This window comes from Micromonospora mangrovicola, from assembly GCF_047200535.1.
GTDB lineage: Bacteria > Actinomycetota > Actinomycetes > Mycobacteriales > Micromonosporaceae > Micromonospora.
This window is the reverse complement of sequence record NZ_JBJZOG010000020.1, coordinates 1-18,577: the sequence shown is the minus strand read 5'-3', so window position 1 is coordinate 18,577 and position 18,577 is coordinate 1. Positions and strand designations below refer to the sequence as shown.

At 72.5% G+C, this 18,577-nt stretch carries 18 protein-coding genes; 6 read left to right on the top strand and 12 right to left on the bottom strand.

The genetic code is table 11. The annotated features are described in order from the left end of the window. Positions 1-183 precede the first annotated feature (183 nt). The gene (locus ACL02O_RS11000; protein ID WP_412817905.1) at positions 184-2,826 is read left to right on the top strand and encodes a glycoside hydrolase family 3 N-terminal domain-containing protein; all 2,643 of its coding nucleotides are present in this window, start codon (positions 184-186) and stop codon (positions 2,824-2,826) included. Positions 2,827-2,875: 49 nt separating this feature from the next. On the opposite strand, the gene ACL02O_RS10995 is transcribed toward ACL02O_RS11000, so the two are convergent. From ACL02O_RS10995 to smpB, 7 genes are all read right to left on the bottom strand, one after another. Continuing rightward, the gene (locus ACL02O_RS10995) at positions 2,876-3,391 is read right to left on the bottom strand and encodes a DsrE/DsrF/DrsH-like family protein (protein WP_412817904.1); all 516 of its coding nucleotides are present in this window, start codon (positions 3,389-3,391) and stop codon (positions 2,876-2,878) included. Positions 3,392-3,405: 14 nt separating this feature from the next. Next, positions 3,406-3,720, bottom strand: a complete 315-nt coding sequence (locus tag ACL02O_RS10990; protein ID WP_412817903.1) for a TusE/DsrC/DsvC family sulfur relay protein — start codon at positions 3,718-3,720, stop codon at positions 3,406-3,408. A gap of 5 nt (positions 3,721-3,725) precedes the next feature. Further along, positions 3,726-4,955, bottom strand: coding sequence for a type III sulfide quinone reductase, selenoprotein subtype (gene sqr / locus ACL02O_RS10985; protein WP_412817902.1), 1,230 nt, complete (start codon positions 4,953-4,955; stop codon positions 3,726-3,728). 50 nt (positions 4,956-5,005) lie between these two features. Continuing rightward, a complete protein-coding gene (locus ACL02O_RS10980; RefSeq protein WP_412817901.1) occupies positions 5,006-5,524 on the bottom strand; it encodes an MFS transporter in 519 nt (172 codons plus the stop codon). A gap of 234 nt (positions 5,525-5,758) precedes the next feature. Then, the gene (locus ACL02O_RS10975; protein ID WP_412817900.1) at positions 5,759-6,652 is read right to left on the bottom strand and encodes an SGNH/GDSL hydrolase family protein; all 894 of its coding nucleotides are present in this window, start codon (positions 6,650-6,652) and stop codon (positions 5,759-5,761) included. Positions 6,653-6,789: 137 nt separating this feature from the next. After that, positions 6,790-7,251, bottom strand: a complete 462-nt coding sequence (locus ACL02O_RS10970; RefSeq protein WP_412817899.1) for an HIT family protein — start codon at positions 7,249-7,251, stop codon at positions 6,790-6,792. A 41-nt stretch (positions 7,252-7,292) separates the two neighbouring features. Beyond that, positions 7,293-7,778, bottom strand: coding sequence for an SsrA-binding protein SmpB (gene smpB / locus ACL02O_RS10965; protein ID WP_412817898.1), 486 nt, complete (start codon positions 7,776-7,778; stop codon positions 7,293-7,295). Positions 7,779-7,870: 92 nt separating this feature from the next. On the opposite strand from smpB, the gene ACL02O_RS10960 reads away from it, so the two are divergent. From ACL02O_RS10960 to ACL02O_RS10950, 3 genes are read left to right on the top strand one after another with little or no spacing between them, the layout of a single operon-like run. Further along, positions 7,871-8,191: an ArsR/SmtB family transcription factor gene (locus ACL02O_RS10960; protein WP_412817897.1), complete on the top strand. Its 321-nt coding sequence runs from the start codon at positions 7,871-7,873 to the stop codon at positions 8,189-8,191. Then, complete coding sequence (locus ACL02O_RS10955) at positions 8,191-9,165, top strand: TIGR03086 family metal-binding protein (protein ID WP_412817896.1); 975 nt, start codon at positions 8,191-8,193, stop codon at positions 9,163-9,165. The genes ACL02O_RS10960 and ACL02O_RS10955 overlap by 1 nt, the downstream gene beginning before the upstream one ends. A gap of 12 nt (positions 9,166-9,177) precedes the next feature. Then, on the top strand, positions 9,178-9,519 hold the full coding sequence (locus tag ACL02O_RS10950; RefSeq protein WP_412817895.1) for a TfoX/Sxy family protein: 342 nt from the start codon (positions 9,178-9,180) through the stop codon (positions 9,517-9,519). A gap of 73 nt (positions 9,520-9,592) precedes the next feature. Here ACL02O_RS10950 and ACL02O_RS10945 read toward each other — a convergent pair whose 3' ends face one another. Genes ACL02O_RS10945 through ACL02O_RS10935 form a run of 3 tightly spaced genes read right to left on the bottom strand, consistent with a single transcriptional unit; the run spans position 9,593 to position 11,783 of the window. Next, positions 9,593-10,234 (bottom strand): lysoplasmalogenase, encoded by a 642-nt coding sequence (locus tag ACL02O_RS10945; RefSeq protein ID WP_412817894.1) that lies wholly within the window; start codon positions 10,232-10,234, stop codon positions 9,593-9,595. Next, entirely contained in the window at positions 10,231-11,058 is an 828-nt protein-coding gene (locus ACL02O_RS10940; RefSeq protein WP_412817893.1) for a sterol desaturase family protein, read from the bottom strand. Before ACL02O_RS10940 ends, ACL02O_RS10945 begins: the two co-directional genes overlap by 4 nt. Then, positions 11,055-11,783, bottom strand: a complete 729-nt coding sequence (locus ACL02O_RS10935; RefSeq protein ID WP_412817892.1) for a FadR/GntR family transcriptional regulator — start codon at positions 11,781-11,783, stop codon at positions 11,055-11,057. Before ACL02O_RS10935 ends, ACL02O_RS10940 begins: the two co-directional genes overlap by 4 nt. Before the next feature lie 137 nt (positions 11,784-11,920). On the opposite strand from ACL02O_RS10935, the gene htpG reads away from it, so the two are divergent. Then, entirely contained in the window at positions 11,921-13,813 is a 1,893-nt protein-coding gene (gene htpG, locus ACL02O_RS10930; RefSeq protein ID WP_412817891.1) for a molecular chaperone HtpG, read from the top strand. A gap of 52 nt (positions 13,814-13,865) precedes the next feature. Here htpG and ACL02O_RS10925 read toward each other — a convergent pair whose 3' ends face one another. Together ACL02O_RS10925 and ACL02O_RS10920 are read right to left on the bottom strand one after the other, a co-directional pair. Then, positions 13,866-15,248 carry an MFS transporter gene (locus ACL02O_RS10925; protein WP_412817955.1) on the bottom strand — a complete coding sequence of 461 codons (1,383 nt, stop codon included), beginning with the start codon at positions 15,246-15,248 and terminating at the stop codon, positions 13,866-13,868. A gap of 20 nt (positions 15,249-15,268) precedes the next feature. Further along, positions 15,269-15,616, bottom strand: coding sequence for a nuclear transport factor 2 family protein (locus ACL02O_RS10920; protein ID WP_412817890.1), 348 nt, complete (start codon positions 15,614-15,616; stop codon positions 15,269-15,271). A 110-nt stretch (positions 15,617-15,726) separates the two neighbouring features. Here ACL02O_RS10920 and ACL02O_RS10915 point away from each other — a divergent pair, with 110 nt between their 5' ends. After that, complete coding sequence (locus ACL02O_RS10915; RefSeq protein WP_412817889.1) at positions 15,727-18,381, top strand: ATP-binding protein; 2,655 nt, start codon at positions 15,727-15,729, stop codon at positions 18,379-18,381. Positions 18,382-18,577: the final 196 nt, after the last annotated feature.

The following is an 18,577-nucleotide window of genomic DNA, read 5'->3' as shown; positions in this document are numbered from 1 at the left end:
CGAACGGTAAACAAACCATAAAGATAGACTTCGATGAAGCTATGAACGAAGTCGGGGGCTGTCAAGAGAGCGCTCCCCGATCCGGCCGGTTCCGGTTCCGGAACCGGCCGGAAACATTGACGTCACGCGATCGGGTTCGGAAGTATCCCTAATCGGGACGAGGGTCCAGTGGGGAGGCAGTAGATGAGATTGCCCAGGTACGTCGCGCTCGCCGGGGTCGGAGCCCTGGCCGTGTCCCTGCTCCCGGCGCCGCCCGCGGCCGCCGCGGCGGCCGGGACCGTCACGGTCGCCACCGACCGGCTGGTGTATCCGGCCGCCGAGGGGAGCCGGGCGCCGGTGGGCGTCACCGTGTCCACCTCGGACGGCCGCCCGCTGACCGAGAAGCTCACCGTGCGCTGGGCGACCGGCATCGGCACCGCCACGCCCGGCGCCGACTACACCGCCGCGTCCGGCACGCTCACCTTCCCGGCCGGCACCCCGTCCGGGTCCAGCCGCTCACTCGCCGTCACCCTGCGGCGGGACGGCGTGGCCGAGACCGCCGAGACCGTCCCCCTCACCCTGACCGCCGCGGGAGCCACCGTCGCGGCGCAGCCCACCGTGGTGGTGGACGCGCACGGCCTGCCGTACCTCGACCGCCGGCTGCCGGTACGGCGGCGCGTCGCCGACCTGCTGGGCCGGATGACCCTCGCCGAGAAGATCGGCCAGATGACCCAGGCCGAGCGGGCCGCGGTGGCCGACGACCCCTCCGCCGTCGCCCGCTGGCAGCTCGGCTCCGTCCTCTCCGGCGGCGGCTCGACACCGGCGAGCAACACCCCGGCCGCCTGGGTCGAGATGGTCAACGGCTTCCAGGCTCAGGCGATGAGCACCCGCCTGCAGATCCCGCTGATCTACGGCATCGACGCGGTGCACGGCCACGGCAACGTGTACGGCGCCACCGTCTTCCCGCACAACGTCGGCCTCGGCGCCACCCGCGACCCCGCCCTGGTCGAACGGGTCGGCCACGCCACCGCCGCCGAGGTGCGCGCCACCGGCATCCCGTGGAACTTCGCCCCGTGCGTCTGCGTCTCCCGGGACGAGCGGTGGGGGCGCAGCTACGAGAGCTTCGGCGAGGACCCGGCGCTGGTGGTGTCGATGGAGACCGTCATCGACGGCCTCCAGGGCCGGCCCGGGCAGCTCGACGACGCCGACCGGGTCCTCGCCACCGCCAAGCACTACGCCGGTGACGGCGACACCGACTACGACGAGGCCACCGCCGCCGCCAACGAGGGCAAGCCCTGGTGGGAGCAGAAGTACCCGATCGACCAGGGCGTCACCGTCACCGACCGGGAGCACTTCGCCCAGATCGACCTCGCTCCGTACGGCCCGGCGGTGCACCGGCACAAGGTCGGCAGCGTGATGCCCTCCTTCTCCAGCGTGGACTGGACCGAGGACGGCCTCGGCAACCCGACCAAGATGCACGCCAACCGGGAGCTGATCACCGACCAGCTCAAGGGCCGGCTGGGCTTCGACGGCTTCGTGATCACGGACTGGGAGGGCATCCACCAGATCCCCGACCCGGCCGAGCCGACCAACGGTGGGCTGACCGCGTACAAGGTGCGGGTCGGCGTCAACGCCGGTAGCGACATGTTCATGGAGCCGTACAGCGCCGAGCAGTTCGAGCAGCTGCTGCTGGCCGAGGCGACCGCCGGACGGGTCGGCGAGGACCGGATCGACGACGCGGTGCGGCGCATCCTGACCAGGAAGTTCGAGCTGGGCCTCTTCGAGCACCCGTACGCCTCGGCGGACAACATCGACCAGGTCGGCAGCGCGGCGCACCGGGCGGTCGGCCGGGAGGCGGTGGCCGAGTCGCAGGTGCTGCTGAAGAACAGCGGGCAGGCACTGCCGCTGCGGCCGGAAGCCTCGATCTACGTGGCCGGGCGCAACGCCGACGACCTCGGCAACCAGGCCGGCGGCTGGACCATCACCTGGCAGGGTGTCGCCGGCGACGCGATCCCCGGCACCTCCATCCTGGACGGCATCCGGGAGGTCGCCCCGCAGGCCGAGGTGACCTACAGCGCGGACGCCTCCGCCCCCACCGGCGACGCCCAGGTGGGTGTCGTGGTGGTCGGCGAGACCCCGTACGCGGAGGGCTACGGCGACGTCGGTGGCCCGGAGTGCGGCTGGTGCACGGTGCCCCAGCAGGAGGAGAAGTCGCTGAGTCTGCCGGCCGGTGACCGGGCCGTCATCGACAAGGTCTGCGCCGAGGTCCCCACCTGCGTGGTGCTGGTGGTCTCCGGCCGGCCGCAGGTGCTCACCGAGCAGCTCGGCGAGATCGACGCGCTCGTCGCGTCCTGGCTGCCGGGAAGTGAGGGGGCCGGCGTGGCGGACGTGCTCTTCGGCCGGCGTCCGTTCACCGGCCGGCTGCCGGTGAGCTGGCCGCGCAGCGAGGCGCAGGTACCGATCAACGTCGGTGACGCCGACTACCAGCCGCTCTTCCCGTTCGGCTGGGGCCTGCGCACGCACCCGGGCCGGGACCGGCTGGCGGCGCTCGCCGCCGACCGGCCGCAGCTCCGGGCCGCCCTGGCGTCGATCCGGTGGAACGCCGACGGTTCGCTGCGCGACGCGCCCGCGACGCTGCGGACGCTCGGGCGGCAGCTCGGTGCGGGGCAGCGGGATGCGGCGCTGGTCGAGGCGGTCCTCGGGGTGGCCCGCGACGCCGCCCAGGCCGCCGTGGTGCGCGGCGACGCCCCCGCGGACTGGGCGGCGCTGATCGCCGACGCCGACCACGCCCAGCTCAGCGGCGATCCGGTGCGGGCGTTCGCCCTGCTCGCCCGCGTCGCCCGCTAGCGGAGCAGGGGCCCCGGTACGACGTTGTACCGGGGCCCCTGGCGACACCTCAGATGAACAGCAGCTGGGCCCCGTCGGTCTTCTCGATGAAGTCGGCGGCGCTGATGATGCCCTCGACCTGCTCGTAGAGGTCGTCCTCGGTGAGGTGCATCAGGTCGGCCGACATCCGGCAGGCCCAGAGGTGCCCGCCGGAGGCGACGATCTGGTCCAGGAACTCCGGCACGTCGGGCACGCCCAGCTCGGCGATCTGCTTGCGGAGCTGGTGGGTGGCGAACGCGGTCACCCCGGGCAGGCCGCCGAGGCCCTGCGGGAGGTGCGCGGCGGGGTTACCGACCGGAGTGAACTTCAGGTCGGCCATCCGGGACTTCGTGATCATGTCGAAGCCCCAGAAGGTGAAGAACAGGTGCGTCTCCACCCCCTCGCCGAGCGCCGCGTTGGCCAGCACCAGACCCGGGTACGCCATGTCGAGACTGCCCTTGGAGCAGATGATGGCGAGCTTGCGGCCGGTGTCGGCGTCGAAGTCCGGTACCACGGTCGGCAGGGTCGCGGTGGCGGTGGTGCTCATGGCGGTTCCTCCTTTCACACGCAGCCGCGCGGCTTGGGCAGGCCGGCGACGTACGCCATCTTCTTGGCCGGCTTCTTCGGGAAGAGCGCGAACAACTCCTTGGTGGGGACGCCGGTCAGGCCGGTGACCCGGCGCAGGGTGGCGGTCTCCCCGTGCTGCCGGTAGTCCTCCCGCAGCGCGGCGAGGATCCGCCGGTGCGCGTCGGTCAGCTCGATGCCGATCTGCGCGGCGAGCCCGGTGGCCAGCTCGTCGTCCCACTCGTCGTACGCGGTGAGGAAGCCCTCGGCGTTGACGTGGATCTCGCGTCCGGCGATGCTGGTGACGGTCATCGCGATCACTCCTCGGGGTGCTTGCCGGCCATGGACATCTGCGCCGGCAGGGGTACGGGGCGGCCGGGCAGCAGCACGTTCCAGTACAGCCAGCGGAACGCGAGCTTGCCCCAGTGGTTGACCGGGCTCTCCTTGAGCAGCCGGAACGGGCCGACGCCGGGCAGCGGGTAGCTGCCGGGCAGGGGTTCGGTCTCGTAGTTGAAGTCGATGAGCAGGCCGCGGCCGGCACCGGACTCCACGAAGCAGTTGGCGTGCCCGTCGAAGCGGCCGGTCATCGGCTCGCCGCGGACGTGCTGGAGGAAGTTGTCCACGAACACCTCGACCGAGAAGTGCGCCACCGAGCCGGCCTTGGAGGTGGGCAGGTCGTTGGCGTCGCCGAGGGCGAAGATGTTCGACCAGGCGGTGGAGAGCAGGGTGTGCCGGTCCACCGGGACGAGGTTCAGCTCGTCGCCCAGCCCGGACCGGGCCACGTACTCCGCGCCCATGTTCAGCGGCACGGTGACCAGCAGGTCGTACGCGATCTCCCGGTCGTCGTAGGAGACCAGGCGGTGCTCCTCGACCCGCTCCACCAGGAAGTCCGGCTCCAGGGCGATCTTCCGCTCGTCCAGCATCGCGCCGAGGTGTCGGGCGGCCACCGGCTTGGTGAACGCGCCGGCCAGCGGGGTGGCGTAGACCAGCTCCACCCGGTCGCGCATCCCGCGTTCGCGCAACCACGCGTCGGCGAGGAAGGCGAACTCCAGCGGCGCCACCGGGCACTTGATCGGCAGGTCGGTGACGTGCACGACCAGCCGGCCGCCCGGGAACCGCCGCAGCGCGTGGGAGAGCGCCACCGCGCCCTCGTAGGTGTAGAAGTCGAAGACGTTCCTGCGCCACCGGTCGGGGTCGAGCATGCCCGGCGTCTGGTCGGGGCGGGGCTCGACGCCGGTGGCGATGACCAGCTGGTCGTACGGGAGTCGCTCGCCGCCGGCGAGCAGCACCTCGCTCTCGGCGGGCAGCACCCGGTCGATCTCGCCGCGGCGCAGGGTGATCCCGGAGCGCAGCAGCGAACCGGTGGGCCGGAAGGCTGTGGCCGGTGCCGCGCCGAACGGGATGAACAGGAACCCGGGCTGGTAGTAGTGCCGGTCCCGCTGCTCGACGACGGTGATGTCCCACTCGTCGCGGTCCAGCCGGCGGCGGAGCTTGTTGGCCACCATGGTCCCGGCCGTGCCCGCGCCCAGTACCAGAAGTCGTCTCATCGAGGACCACCTCCTATACCCCTGAGGGTATTCGGGAGGTGATCGGCGGGTCAGGGCCGGAGGTCCCGTTCCCGGGCCCCCAGCCCGAGCGCACCGAGCGGCATGGCGGCCCACGCACCCGCGCCGACCACCCCGTACACCCGGGCCCGCACGTGGCCGGGCACCCGTTTCAGCTTGACGGCGCCGATCAGCGGGTTGGTCGCGCCGGCGGCGAGGCCGGACACCGCGAAGACGGCGGCCACGGCCGGCAGCGGCGGGGCGGCGGCCAGCGCCCAGAACGGTGGGCCGCCCGCGGCGGCGAACGCGGCGACGAAGCTGGCACGGCGCGGCAGCCGGTGCCCGACTGCACTGAACAGCAGCGAGCCGACCAGCGCTCCGCCGCCCATCGCCCCGACCAGCGCTCCGCCGCCCATCGCCCCGACCAGCGCGCCGAACGCGGTCGCCCCGCCGAGATCCCGCGTGGCGGCGACCGGTAGCAGGACGCTGCTCTTGGCCGCGTTGAAGAGGTTGGTGACCAGCACCAGCAGCACGACCGCCAGCGCCGAGACGGCGAACGTCGCCGCGTCCACCGCCAGCACGGTCAGCGCCCCGAGCGCGCTGACCAGCAGGCCGGCGACCGGCGCCCCGATCCGGCGGGCGCCGCGCTCGGTGGCCTCGACCAGCCGATCGCCCGCTCGATGGGCACGCCGGCGGCGGCCGCCGCCTCGGGCAGCAGCGCCGTACGCGCGGTCTGGCCCGGGGTGTCGAGCAGGCCGGCCCCGCCGCGACGCGACGGGGCCCGCAATGAGGGGCGCGAAGACCGGTCAGCTGTTCAACTTGGCCAGCAGGGCGTTGGACATACCCTGCTCACCGGTGGCGTTCGGGTGGAACGGGGCGGCCGAGCTCTCCGGGAACAGACCTTCGACCCACCGGGTGCTGCTGCCCTTGCAGGCGTCGTGGCCGATCGACGGGGTGTAGACGTCGGCGTAGGTGGCGTTGTTCGCGGCGGCGGTGTTGGCCAGCATCGTGTTCAGCGACTTCTCGACGCCGCGGAGGTACGGCACGTCCAGGTACGCGATCGGGACGACCGGCCAGCAGCCGTACCCGCTGTCCGGCAGAACCGCCGGGTACCCGATCACGACGACCCGCGCGCCCGGTGCGGCCGCATGGACCGCCTGCAGCACGGCGGCCACCTTCGGTGCGGTGGCGTTGATCCTGGCCTGCAACTGGTCGGTGCCCCCGGCCGTGTACTTGTTCTTGCACGGCGAGCCGAGCGGGCTGCTGAGGCTGGCCTGCGCGCAGTCGCTGATGATGCCGGAGAAGCCGATGTCGTTGCCGCCGATCTCCACGGTGACCAGCGCCGTGCTCGAGGTCACCGCACTGAGCTGGGGCGGCACCGAGATGCCCAGTTCGCCACTGCCGCTGTTGAGGATGTCGTTGGTGGTGGCCCCGGAGCAGCTCACGTCGGCGAACGACGAGGAGCCTGCGGACGCGGCGACGAGCGACGGGTAGTTGCGGTTGGAGCGCAGGCAGTTCAGGTCCACCTGCGAGGGGATCAGCGGGCCGGCGGTGTACGAGTCGCCGAGCGCGACGTAACGCCCGGTCGGTACGGCGGCGCTGGCGGTCTGGGTGAAGGCGAGCAGCACGCCGGCGGTGGCGGCGACGACCGCGGCCATCCGGGTGGCCGCCCGATGGAACGGCAGGCGGGGACGAATCATGGTGGCTCCCAGGGACGGGGGGTGGTGGGTGCGCTGATTCTGTCCGCGTGAACGCCGAGGGTCAATATTTACATTCTTCATTCATTGCTTCGGTCGAGGACGCCGGTCGGCCGAGGGCGCGCCGCGCACGAGCCCGGTCAGTCGCCCGTCCGCTCCAGGTGGGGGCGCAGGCGTTCGCACAGCCGGCTGATGTCCGCCGCCGTGCCCCGGGGAGCATCCGGCCACCGGCGACCGGAGAACCAGTCGTACTCGTCGGGGGTGCCGGCGGGACGGACGAAGACGTGCTGGTGGAAGTGGGCGACGCCCATGCCGACCACGGCGGTGAACACGAAGTCGGGGCGCAGCTCCGCCCGCAGGCCGACGGCGGTCCGCCGGACCATCCGCCCGATCGCCTCCGCCTCGCCCTCGGTCAGGTCGGTCAGGTACGGCACGTGCCGGCGGGTCTCCACGAACAGGTGGCCCAGAAGGGCGGTGCCGTCCGGGCCGACCGGATGGTGGGAGATCATCAGCTGCCCGTCCGCCCAGAGCGCCTCCCCGACGAGGGGTCCCTCGCCGCGGTGCTTGGCACAGATCGGGCAGGCCGGTTCCGAGTTGACCATGGCCCGCAGGCTAGCGCCTCCCGCGGAGTCGCACGGGGTGCTCAGCGGGCCGCCGTGCGCCCCTTGAGGCGGCGGCCCAGTTCCCGGGCGATCTCCCGGTTGGCGTCCCGCTCGGCGAGGGCCTGCCGCTTGTCGTACGACTTCTTGCCCTTCGCCAGACCCAGCTCGACCTTGGCCCAGCCGTTGGCGAAGTACATGGACAGCGGCACCAGGGTGATCCCGCCGTCGCGCAGCTTCTCCAGGATCCGGGCGATCTCCACCCGGTTGAGCAGCAGCTTGCGGGTCCGCCGGGGCGCGTGGTTGGTCCAGGTGCCGTAGCCGTACTCGGCGATGTGCAGGCCGTACAGCATGATCTCGCCGTCGCGCTCCTGGGCGAATGCGTCGACCAGCGACACCCGCCCCTCGCGCAGCGACTTCACCTCGGTGCCGGCCAGCACGATGCCCGCCTCATACGTCTTGAGGATGGTGTAGTCGTGCCGCGCCTTCTTGTTGGAGGCGATCAGCTTGCGCCCGTTCTCCCTGGCCACGCCGGCAGGATACCCGCCTGCTCTGGCGCCGGGGCACGTCCGGGCGGGTCGGCCGCTTTGACAAACGCGTTAGCCGTAGCTAACGTGTTTCCGTGATCGACGCGCTGTCCGCCGCGGCTGAGCCCACGCGGCGACGCATCCTGCAACTGCTCGCGTCGCACCCGCGCACGGTGAGTCAAGTCGCGGCGGAGTTCACGGTCACCCGGTCGGCGATCTCCCAGCATCTGCTGTTGCTGGCGGACGTTGGTCTGGTGGAGGCCGAGAAGGTCGGCCGGGAGCGCATCTACCGCGTTGTTCCCGAGGGGCTTCGTCAGCTGCAGGCCGAGATCGACCGGTTCTGGACCGCCGAGCTCGACCAGTTGGTTGCCGACGCGAGGGCCATGCAGTCTCAACGGATTGAGAGAGATAACTGATGTTCACCCGGACCGTCGTTCTTCCCGTCGACATCGACGAGGCGTTCGCCCTCATCACCGAACCCGAGCGGCTGCGCCGCTGGCAGACGGTGTCGGCCCGCGTCGACCTCCGCGTGGGCGGTGACTACCGCTGGACCATCACCCCGGGCCACGTGGCGGTCGGCACCTTCCGAGAGATCGAGCCCGGCAAGCGTGTCGTGTTCGGCTGGGGCTGGGAGGGCCACCCGGACCTCGCCGCCGACACCTCGACCGTCTCGATCACGCTCGAGCCGGTCGCCGACGGCACCCAGGTCACGCTCACCCACGAGGGGCTGACCGATGAGCAGGCGGCGATGCACGCCCAAGGCTGGAACCACTATCTCGGCCGCCTCGAGAAGGCTGCCGCCACCGGGGACGCCGGGCCCGACGAGTGGTCCGCCGCTCCCGAGCAGCTCGACGAGCTGTCCGCCGCCGAGGCCACCCTGGCCGCGCTTCAGGCGGTCCTGCGTCAGCTGACGTCCGAGGACCGGGCCAAGCAGACCCCGTGCGCGCAGTTCACCTGCCACGACCTCGCCGAGCACCTGTTCGGCTCCATGGTCGCCTTCGGCTCGATGGCCGGCGTCGAGGTCGTGAACCCCGAGACGGGCTCGCTGGAGAATCGGGTGGCGACCATGGCGGCGCAGGCCATCGAGGGATGGTGCGCTCGCGGTCTCGACGGCACCGTCCCCGGCCCCGGCGGCGGCGAGATGCCGGCCAGGTTCGCCGCGGGCATCATGCCGGTGGAATTCCTGCTGCACGCATGGGACATGGCCCAGGGCAGCGGCGCCGTCCTGGTCGTCAGTGACGAGGTCGTGGCCTACGTCCACAAGCTCGCCGAGCAGCTCGTCCCCGGGGCCCGCGGTTCGGCGTTCGCCGAGGAGGTCGCCCCGGCGTCGGGCGCCGACCCGATGGAGCGGCTGGCCGCCTTCACCGGTCGTCGCCCCGTGGCTGCCTGATCGGAGCCGACGATGCAGATGCCCAAGCCCACCGAGGCGGACAAGCAGTTCTTCCGTTCCCACATCCCCGACGGGCCGGGGATGGAGGTCAAGCCGATGTTCGGCAACCTCGGGGCGTTCGTCAACGGCAACATGTTCGCCGGGCTGTTCGGCTCGACGGTCGGCGTGAAGCTCGCCACCGACGACCTGGCCGAACTGGCGACGATCGAAGGTGCGGGACCGTTCGGCCCAGCCGAGCGGCCGATGAGCGGTTACCTGTCCCTGCCGCGGTCATTCACCACAGAGCAGGCGACCCTGTGGATCAACAAGGCGCAGGCGTACGTCGCGACGCTGCCGCCCAAGCTGAAGAAGTAACGGATAACTGGGAGTGCGGCAGGTTGCGGTGTCCGGGGCGATGGATACCGCGACCTGCGGCGTCCGAAGTGGATCAACGCACGGACGGCGCCGGATGGCGGGCCGCCCCGGCCCCCGCGGGGGCGGCGGCCCAGCCGGTCGTGATCAGCAGGAGCGCCGCGACGTACGTGGTCATCACCAGCAGGCCCTGGCCGGGCAGGTCGCCGCGCGCCGCCCCCACCCCGATCAGCAGGTCGGAGACGAGGAAGAGCGCGCCACCGGCCGCCGTGCGCGCCGATACCCCGGTCGCCGCGGCGGCCATCAGGGACAGCGCCAGGCTGTAGCCGAGCACCGGCAGCCGCAGCGGGCCGAGCGCGCCCCAGAGCAGGGCGTTCGCCGCCGCCCAGGTGACCAGGTAGCCGGCCACCGCGGGCGGCGCTGGGCGACCCCGCCGCAGGAACGCGGTGGCGAAGCCGACCTGGGTGCCCAGGAAGCAGCCCATGCCGACCAGGAACGCGGTGCGGCCCGGTACGAGCAGGGCCACGTCCCCGGCGGTGGCGAACACCAGGCCGACCGCGACACCGTCGACCCGTCGCCGGACCGACCACAGGTACGCCAGCAGCAGCGGGGCGAGCAGCGGCTTGGCCGCCCACTGCACCGCGGTCGAGCCGAGCGCGACCCCGACCAGCTCGACCGCGGCGACGGCCCCGAACAGGGCCAGCCAGGGGCGCCTCACCGGGCGGGCTGCCAGCCGGGCCGGCCGAAGACGTAGCCGAGGCGGTCCCGCCAGGTGCGGGCGGCGCGGGCGTCGGACCAGATCGCGGCGAACTCGTGGGTGGCCACCCGAAGCGGGTTGTAGGTCGTGATGTTCTTGGTCAGCCCGTAGCGGACTGCGGCGCGTTCCGGCTCGAAGGTGCCGAAGAGCCGGTCCCAGACGATCAGGATGCCGCCGTAGTTGCGGTCCAGGTACTCGGCGTTGGAGCCGTGGTGGACCCGGTGGTGCGACGGCGTGTTGAAGATCAGCTCGACGGGCCGGGGCAGCACGTTGATCCGCTCGGTGTGCAGGAAGAACTGGTAGAGCAGGCTGATCGACTGCTGCAGGAAGATCATCCACGGCGGGATGCCGAGCAGGGCCAGGGGCAGCCAGAACGGCAGTGAGGTCATCGGCGTCCAGCTCTGCCGCAGCGCCGTGGAGAGGTTGTAGTAGACGCTGGAGTGGTGCACCACGTGGCTGGCCCAGAGCACGCGTACCTCGTGGTGCAGCCGGTGGAACCAGTAGTAGGCGATGTCGTCGGCGAAGAAGACGATCACCCAGGTCCACCAGTTGCCGGGGGAGAGGTGGATCGGCGCGATCAGCCACAGGCCCGCGTATGCGCCGGCGGTGAGCAGCTTCCACGGCACGCCGATGAGCTGGCTGCCCAGCCCCATGGAGAGGCTGGTGGTGGTGTCGCGCACCTCGTAGCCGCGTTCGTCGTCGTCGGGCAGGAACCGGTACGAGACCGCCTCGATGATGATGAGCAGCAGGAACGCCGGGACGGCGTAGAGCACGGCGGGGATCATGCTCGGGCCTCCGTTCGGGGGGCGGGGGTGGTGGGGGCGGTGACCGGGGCGGTCAGCAGGGCCCGGGCGTGCCGGGCGGCTGCCGCGCCCTGGCCGGCCTCGATGGCGGCGGCGAGCCGCCGGTGGCCGGCCACGTCGAGCAGTTCGGCGGCGCGGGCGTCCGGGGGGACGTCACCGATGGCCAGGGTGCCGGCAACCAGGCTGTTGAACGCCAGCAGGTAGGCGGTGTTGCCGCTGCCGCGCACGACGAGCCGCCAGATCGCGATGTTGGCCTCGGCCATCCGGGCCAGGTCGGGCGCGAGCGAGCCGTACTCGTCGGCGGCGGCGACCAACGCGGCGATGACCGCCGGGTCGGCGCGCTCGGCGCAGAGCCGGGCCGCGTCGATGCCGACGCAGGCCCGCATCTCCAGCATGTCGCGGACCAGCGTCGCCACCGGGAGTACGTCGCCGGAGCGCGCCAGCGACAGCGCCAGGTCCAGCCCGGCGTGCACCCGCCAGTCGAGCACCCGGGTCGCGCCGCCCTGGCTGACCCGGACCAGGCCGAGCTGCTGGAGCCGGCGCAGCGCCTCGCGTACCGCGTGCCGGTTCACCTCGAACGCGGCGGCCAGCTCCCGTTCGCCGGGGAGGGTCTCCTCGGGCCGGTAGCGGCCGCTGACGATGGCGTCGCGGAGCTGGCCGAAGACGTGGTCGGAGACCGAGGCGCGGGGGACGGGAGCGAAGGCCATGGCCAGCAGTGTGGCCCCGGACACATCAACCCGTCAACTGGTTGGACCAGACGGATTTCCGCCACCCTGCGCTGCCCCGGTGCGCACGCCTCGTATCCTTTCCGCCGGAGTCCGTGAAGTGGTGGAAGGGAGTCGGTGTGAGCGACCGGGTTGAGACGTTGGAGTTCCAGGCCGAGGCCCGTCAGCTGCTCCAGCTGATGGTCCACTCGATCTACTCGAACAAGGACGTCTTCCTGCGGGAACTCATCTCGAACGCGTCGGACGCGCTCGACAAGCTGCGGCTGGAGTCGCTGGTCGACAAGGACCTCCAGGTCGACACCGCCGACCTGCACATCGAGATCGAGGTCGACAAGGACGCCCGGACGCTGACCGTCCGGGACAACGGCATCGGCATGTCCCGGGACGAGGTGGTCGCCCTGATCGGCACCATCGCCAAGTCCGGCACCGCCGAGCTGCTGCGCAAGCTGCGTGAGTCCACCGACGCCGCCGCCACCCAGGAGCTGATCGGCCAGTTCGGCGTCGGCTTCTACGCCACCTTCATGGTCGCCGACAAGGTGACCCTGCTGACCCGCCGCGCCGGCCAGGACGGCGGCACCCGCTGGGAGTCCACCGGCGAGGGCACCTACTCCGTCGAGCCGGTCGACGACGCCCCGCAGGGCACCTCGGTCACCCTGCACCTCAAGGCCGCCGACACCGAGGACAACCTGCACGACTACACCGCCGAGTGGAGCATCCGCGAGGTCGTCAAGCGATACTCCGACTTCATCTCCTGGCCGATCCGGATGACCGTCGAGCGCTCCGGTGAGGACGGCGCGACGACCCGCGAGGAGCAGACCCTCAACTCGATGAAGGCGCTCTGGGCGCGCAACCGCGACGAGGTCGACGAGGCCGAGTACAAGGAGTTCTACCGGCACGTCGCGCACGACTGGGCCGACCCCCTCGAGACCATCCACATGCGCGGCGAGGGCACCTTCGAGTACGAGGCGCTGCTGTTCCTGCCCTCGCACGCCCCGCTCGACCTGTTCACCCCGCAGGGCCGCCGCGGCGTGCAGCTCTACGTCAAGCGCGTGTTCATCATGGAAGACTGCGACGCGCTGATGCCCAACTACCTGCGCTTCGTCAAGGGCGTGGTGGACGCGCACGACCTGTCGCTGAACATCTCCCGGGAGATCCTCCAGCAGGACCGGCAGATCCGCGCCGTGCGCCGCCGCCTGGTCAAGAAGGTTCTCGCCACCCTCAAGGAGATGTCGGCGGAGTTGTACCGCACCTTCTGGAGCGAGTTCGGCGCGGTGGTCAAGGAGGGCCTGCTGGAGGACCCGGACAACACCGAGGCGCTGCTCGACCTGGTCCGGGCCGCCTCCACGAACGACCCGGCCGAGCTGACCACGCTGCGCGGGTACGTCGAGCGGATGAAGGACGGCCAGGCCGAGATCTACTACGCCACCGGCGAGAACCGGGCCACCATCGAGAACTCCCCGCACCTGGAGGCGTTCCGCGCCAAGGGCTACGAGGTGCTGATCCTCACCGACCCGGTCGACGAGGTCTGGGTCGAGCGGGTCGGCGCGTACGACGGGAAGACCCTGCGCTCGGTCGCCAAGGGCCAGGTCGACCTGGAGACCGACGAGGAGAAGGAGAAGGCCGAGGCCGAGCGGCAGGAGTACGCCGACCTGCTCGGCTGGATGAGCGGCGCGCTCGCCGACAGCGTCAAGGAGGTCCGGCTCTCCACCCGGCTCACCACCTCGCCGGCCTGCGTCGTGGGCGACGCGCACGACATGACCCCGACGCTGGAGAAGATGTACCGGGCGATGGGCCAGGAGGTGCCCCAGGTCAAGCGGATCCTCGAGCTCAACCCGACCCACCCCCTCGTGACCGGGCTGCGCAAGGCCCACGAGCAGCGCGCCGACGCCGCCGCGCTGACCGAGACCGCCGAGCTGCTGTACGGCATGGCCCTGCTGGCCGAGGGCGGGGAACTGGCCGACCCGTCCCGGTTCACCCGGATCCTCGCCGACCGGCTCGCCCGTACCCTCTAGCCCCTGCCAGAAGCCGGCCCCGGCGAGCGCCGGGGCCGGCTTCTCCGGTCGGTCAGGCCGCGCGGTGGGGCAGCAACCGGACCAGGACCGCCACCGCGACGCCCAGCGCCACCAGAACGTCGAGGCTGAGCGTGAACGCGTGCGGGACGGGGCCGGCGTCGAGCGCGTGGTAGAACACGCTGCCGATCAGGGCCACGCCGATCGCGTTGCCGGCCTGCTGGGCCGTGGACAGCACCCCGGAGGCGGCCGCCGCGTGCCGCGGTGACACACCGGCCAGCACGATCGACGGCAGTGGCGCGACCACGAAGCCCATCCCCGCGCCGGCCACCGTGAGCCCCGGCACCAGCCAGCCGATCGGAGCGTCCGCGGCGAGCGCGAGCAGGCCGTACCCGGCCGCGACCACCAGCGTGCCGATGGTGAGCGTCCGGCGGCCCGACCGGGCGGCGGTCCGGCCGGACAGCATCGACGTGACCAGGTACCCGACGCCGAGCGGCACGAAGAGCAGCCCGGAGGCGAGCGCCGACAGGCCGCGCCCGTCCTGCAGGTACAGCGCCAGGACCAGGAAGAACGACGCCATCGTGAGCTGGAAGGCGAGGCTGACCAGTACTCCCACGGTGTACGAGCTGTCGGTGAACAGGCGTGGGTTCACCAGCGGTGCGCCGCCCTGCGCCGCCAGTCGGCGCTGGTGCAGCGCGAACGCGGCCAGCGGCGGCAGGGCGGCCAGGCACCAGTCGGCCGGCTCGCCGGCCACCAGCGGATACACGATGGCCAGCAGGCCGATGGTGACCAGCACGGTGCCGACCAGGTCCAGGCGGGCACCGGTCGCGGAGCGCGACCCGGGTACCAGGCGCCGGGCGGCCGCCACCGCCGCCGCGCCGATCGGCACGTTGATCAGGAAGATGCTGCGCCAGCCGAGGCCGGCGACGTCCGCGCGGATCAACAGCCCGCCGATGAGCTGTCCGAACACCGCGCCCAGTCCCACCGCGACGCCGTAGGCGCTGAATGCGCGGGACCGCCGGTCGCCCGTGTAGACGGTGTTGATGATTGCCAGCACCTGCGGCATCAGCAGCGCGGCGGCGACACCCTGCACGACCCGGCCGCCGACCAGCACGCCGGCGGTCGGCGCCAGCCCGCAGGCCGCCGAGGCGAGCGTGAACAGGCCGAGGCCGATCACGTACAGCCGGCGCCGCCCGTACAGGTCGCCCAGCCGGCCGCCGGTGATGAGACCCGCGGCCAGCGCCAGCCCGAACCCGGCGACCACCCACTGCACGGCCGACGGCCCGGCCCGCAGGTCCACCTGGATCGACGGGATCGCCACGTTGACGATGAAGAAGTCCAGCAGCGTGACGAACGTTCCGGTCAGCAGCACCAGCAGGGCGCCCCAGCCGGTGTCGGCCCGTGGTGGCGTGGTTGCCGGCGCGGCGGTGGTGGTCATGGTTGGTCCCTCCAGGGTGGTCACGCGGGAACCTTGTCCAGGAAGCCGTGGATCGCCGCGATCCGGCCGTCGTCGGTGAGCACCGCGACGTCGAAGCCGACCACCAGCGGCTCCGTGCCGTCGCCGCCGAGAGTCCAGGTGAACCGGGCGATGTGGTGGTGTGCGTCCACCGGGCCGGCGCTGAACCGCAGCCCCGGGAACTGACCCTGCACGGCGGCGATGGTCGCGTCGATCGCGTCCCGGCCTTCGGCGTCCGCGAGCGGGTCGGTGTACCGGCCGTGCTCGGCCCACACCTCGTCGATCAGCGCCCGCCGCCGCGCCGGGTCGGTCTCGTTCCAGCTCTCCAGGTACCGGTCGATGACCTTCATGAGGTTCCTCCATCTCGTTCTCAGGTGCTGCTGACGCTATGGAGCGGCGCTGATCACGGAATCCGTCGCGCATCAGTACTTCTGTCGGCGGGTGCCGGTAACGTCTCGGCATGCTGTACGGGCGGGACTCGGAGCTGGCGGTGCTCGGCAAGCTGCTGGACACCGTGCGGTCCGGCGGCAGCGGTGCGCTGGTGCTCCGCGGTGAGCCGGGCATCGGCAAGACCGCGCTGCTCGAGCACGCCGGCGACGCGGGGCTGCGGGTGCTGCGTGCCGCCGGCGTGGAGTCGGAGGCCGAGCTGCCGTTCGCGGGCCTGCACCTGCTGCTGCACCCGGTGCTGGATCGGCTCGATGGAGTGCCGGCGGTGCAGGCCGAGGCGTTGCGCGGCGCGTTGGGGCTGGTCGCGGCGGGCGCGCCGGATCGGTTTCTGGTCGGCCTCGCGGTGCTGTCGCTGCTGTCCGAGCTGGCCGACGCCGGCCCGCTGCTGGCCGTCGTGGACGACGCCCAGTGGCTCGACCGGGCTTCGGCCGACGCGCTGCTGTTCGCGGCGCGCCGGCTCGGCGCCGAGCCGGTCGGCATGCTGTTCGCCGCCCGCACCGACGGCTTCCCGGCGCCCGGGGTGCCGGAGCTTCCGCTGCGGGGGCTCGACCCGTCCGCCGCGGCTGCGCTGCTCGCGCTGCACGCCGCCGACCTGGACGCCGGCGCCCGCTACCGGTTGCTCGCCGAGGCGGTCGGAAATCCGCTGGCACTGATCGAGCTGCCGGCCGTGGCGACGTCCGGCGGCGGGGTGCTCCCCGACCGGTTGCGCGACGCGTTCCAGGCGCAGGTACGGACGCTGCCGGAGAGCGTGCGCACCCTGCTGGAGGTGGCCGCCGCCGAGGACACCGGCGAGCTCGGCGTGCTGCTGCGGGCCGCCGGCAAGCTGGGTGCGGGCAGCGCGGAGCTGGACGCCGCGGTAAGGGCCGGGTTGGTGACCGCGGACGCGATGGTGTCGTTCCGGCACCCACTGGTCCGGGCCGCGGTGTGGCACGGCACGCCGCCCGGCCGGCGCATCGCCGTCCACGACGCACTGGCCGCCGCGCTGGACCGCCCGGTCGACGCCGATCGTCGTGCCTGGCACCTGGCGTCGGCGACCACCGGCGCCGACGAGCGGGTCGCCGCCGAGCTGGAACGCACCGCGGCCTGGGCCGGTGAGCGCGCCGGGCATGCCGCCGCGGCCGCCGCGTACGAGCGGGCGGCGCAGCTCTCCGCCGAACCCGCCGCCGAGCTGCGCCGGCTCACCCTGGCAGCCGAGGCCGCGGCCGAGGCCGGCGACCTGGACCAATCCGACGTGCTCGCCGCCCGGGCCGAGCGCTGCGGCCCCGGGGACGCGGTACTGGCGGCCCGGCTGACCGCGGTGCGCGCCGCGGCGGACTTCTGGCGTGGGGCGCTGCCGTCCGCGCACGAGCGGCTGCTGCGCGGTGCCGCCCGGGTCACCACCACCGATCAGCACCTGGCGCTGAGCATGCTGGTGGAGGCGCTGCATGTCGGCTGGTACGCGGGGGAGCGGGAGCTGTCGGAGTCGGTGGCGCGGTTGCGGTCAGCGCTGGTGCCTGACGACCCGCTGACGCCACTAGCCCGCCTGTTGATTCACGCCGCCACCCCGGTCGTCGGTTCGGCGGACGGTGGTGACGGCATCGACTGGGCGGCGCCCGGGGCGATGATCGCGGCGGCCCGCGCGGCCGCGAACGAGCCGGGTGCGGCCGTCCTCATCGCCGGGCTCGGGCTGATCCTCGGACAGGAGGCGGTCACCATCGAGGTGGCCGAGGAACAGGTGGCCCTGGCGCGCCGGCAGGGCCGGGTGGGCTGGCTGCCGCAGGCGCTGTTCTACCTGGCGTGTGGCTGGCAGTTCGCCGGTTGGCAGGCCGAAGGGGCCGCGGCGGCGGAGGAGGGCCTGGCGATCGCCCGCGACATCGACCAGCGCCAGTGGATCGACCGGCTCGGCGAACCGCTTGCGTACCGGAGCGCGGTGACCGGGGACGAGGAGGAGTGCCGGCGGATCACCGACGAGGCGCTCGCGCGCGTCGCGGGCCGCGACCCGGCCTGGCAGGTGCCCTGGGTGTACGCCGCGCACGGCCTGCTGGAACTCGGTCACGGCCGCGCCGAGTCGGCGCTGACGTGGCTGGCGCCGCTGGCCGAGGGTCGGGCCCGGTTCCACATCCCGGCCATTCGCAGCACCCCGGACCTGGTGGAGGCCGCGGTCCGGGCGGGCCGGCCGGACGCGGCTGCCGAGGCGTTCACCCAGTTCCAGCGCTGGGCCGCGCACGCCCGGCAGCCGTGGATCGACGCGGTCGTGCTGCGCTGCCTGGCGCTGCTCGGTCCGGATGAGGCGGCGGGCGAGTCGTACCTCGCGGCGCTGTCCGCGTACCGCCGGCTCAACCGGCCGTTCGACGAGGCCCGCACCGCACTGCTGTACGGGGAATGGCTGCGCCGGGCCCGCCGCCGGTCCGAGGCCCGCACGTACCTGTCGGCCGCGCTGGATGGCTTCGAGAGGTTGGGGGCGGCGCCCTGGGCGGCGCGGACCCGTACCGAGCTGGGCGCCGCCCGGCTCACCCCGCAGGAGTTGCAGATCGTCAGGCTCGCCGCCGCGGGCCTGTCCAACAAGGACATCGCGACGCAGCTGTTCCTGTCCGCCCGCACGGTCGGCTACCACCTGTACAAGGCGTATCCCAAGCTCGGGGTGGCCTCCCGCGCCGAACTGGCCGACCTGAACCTGAAGAACCCCTGACCAGAGCTGGCGGCCCGTCGCGTTTCGCCCGGATCCTGCCGGCCGGCTCGCGGGGAACCCCTGGCAATCGTCGGGTCGGTGCCGCAGCCGGAGTTTGCGTCGTTGCCCAGCTGGTCGGCGAATCAGTCGAGCTCGGCCAGGAGCCAGGTCAGCCCAGCCCGTTTACCCGCAGCGGGCCGGCCCCGACATCGGTGAC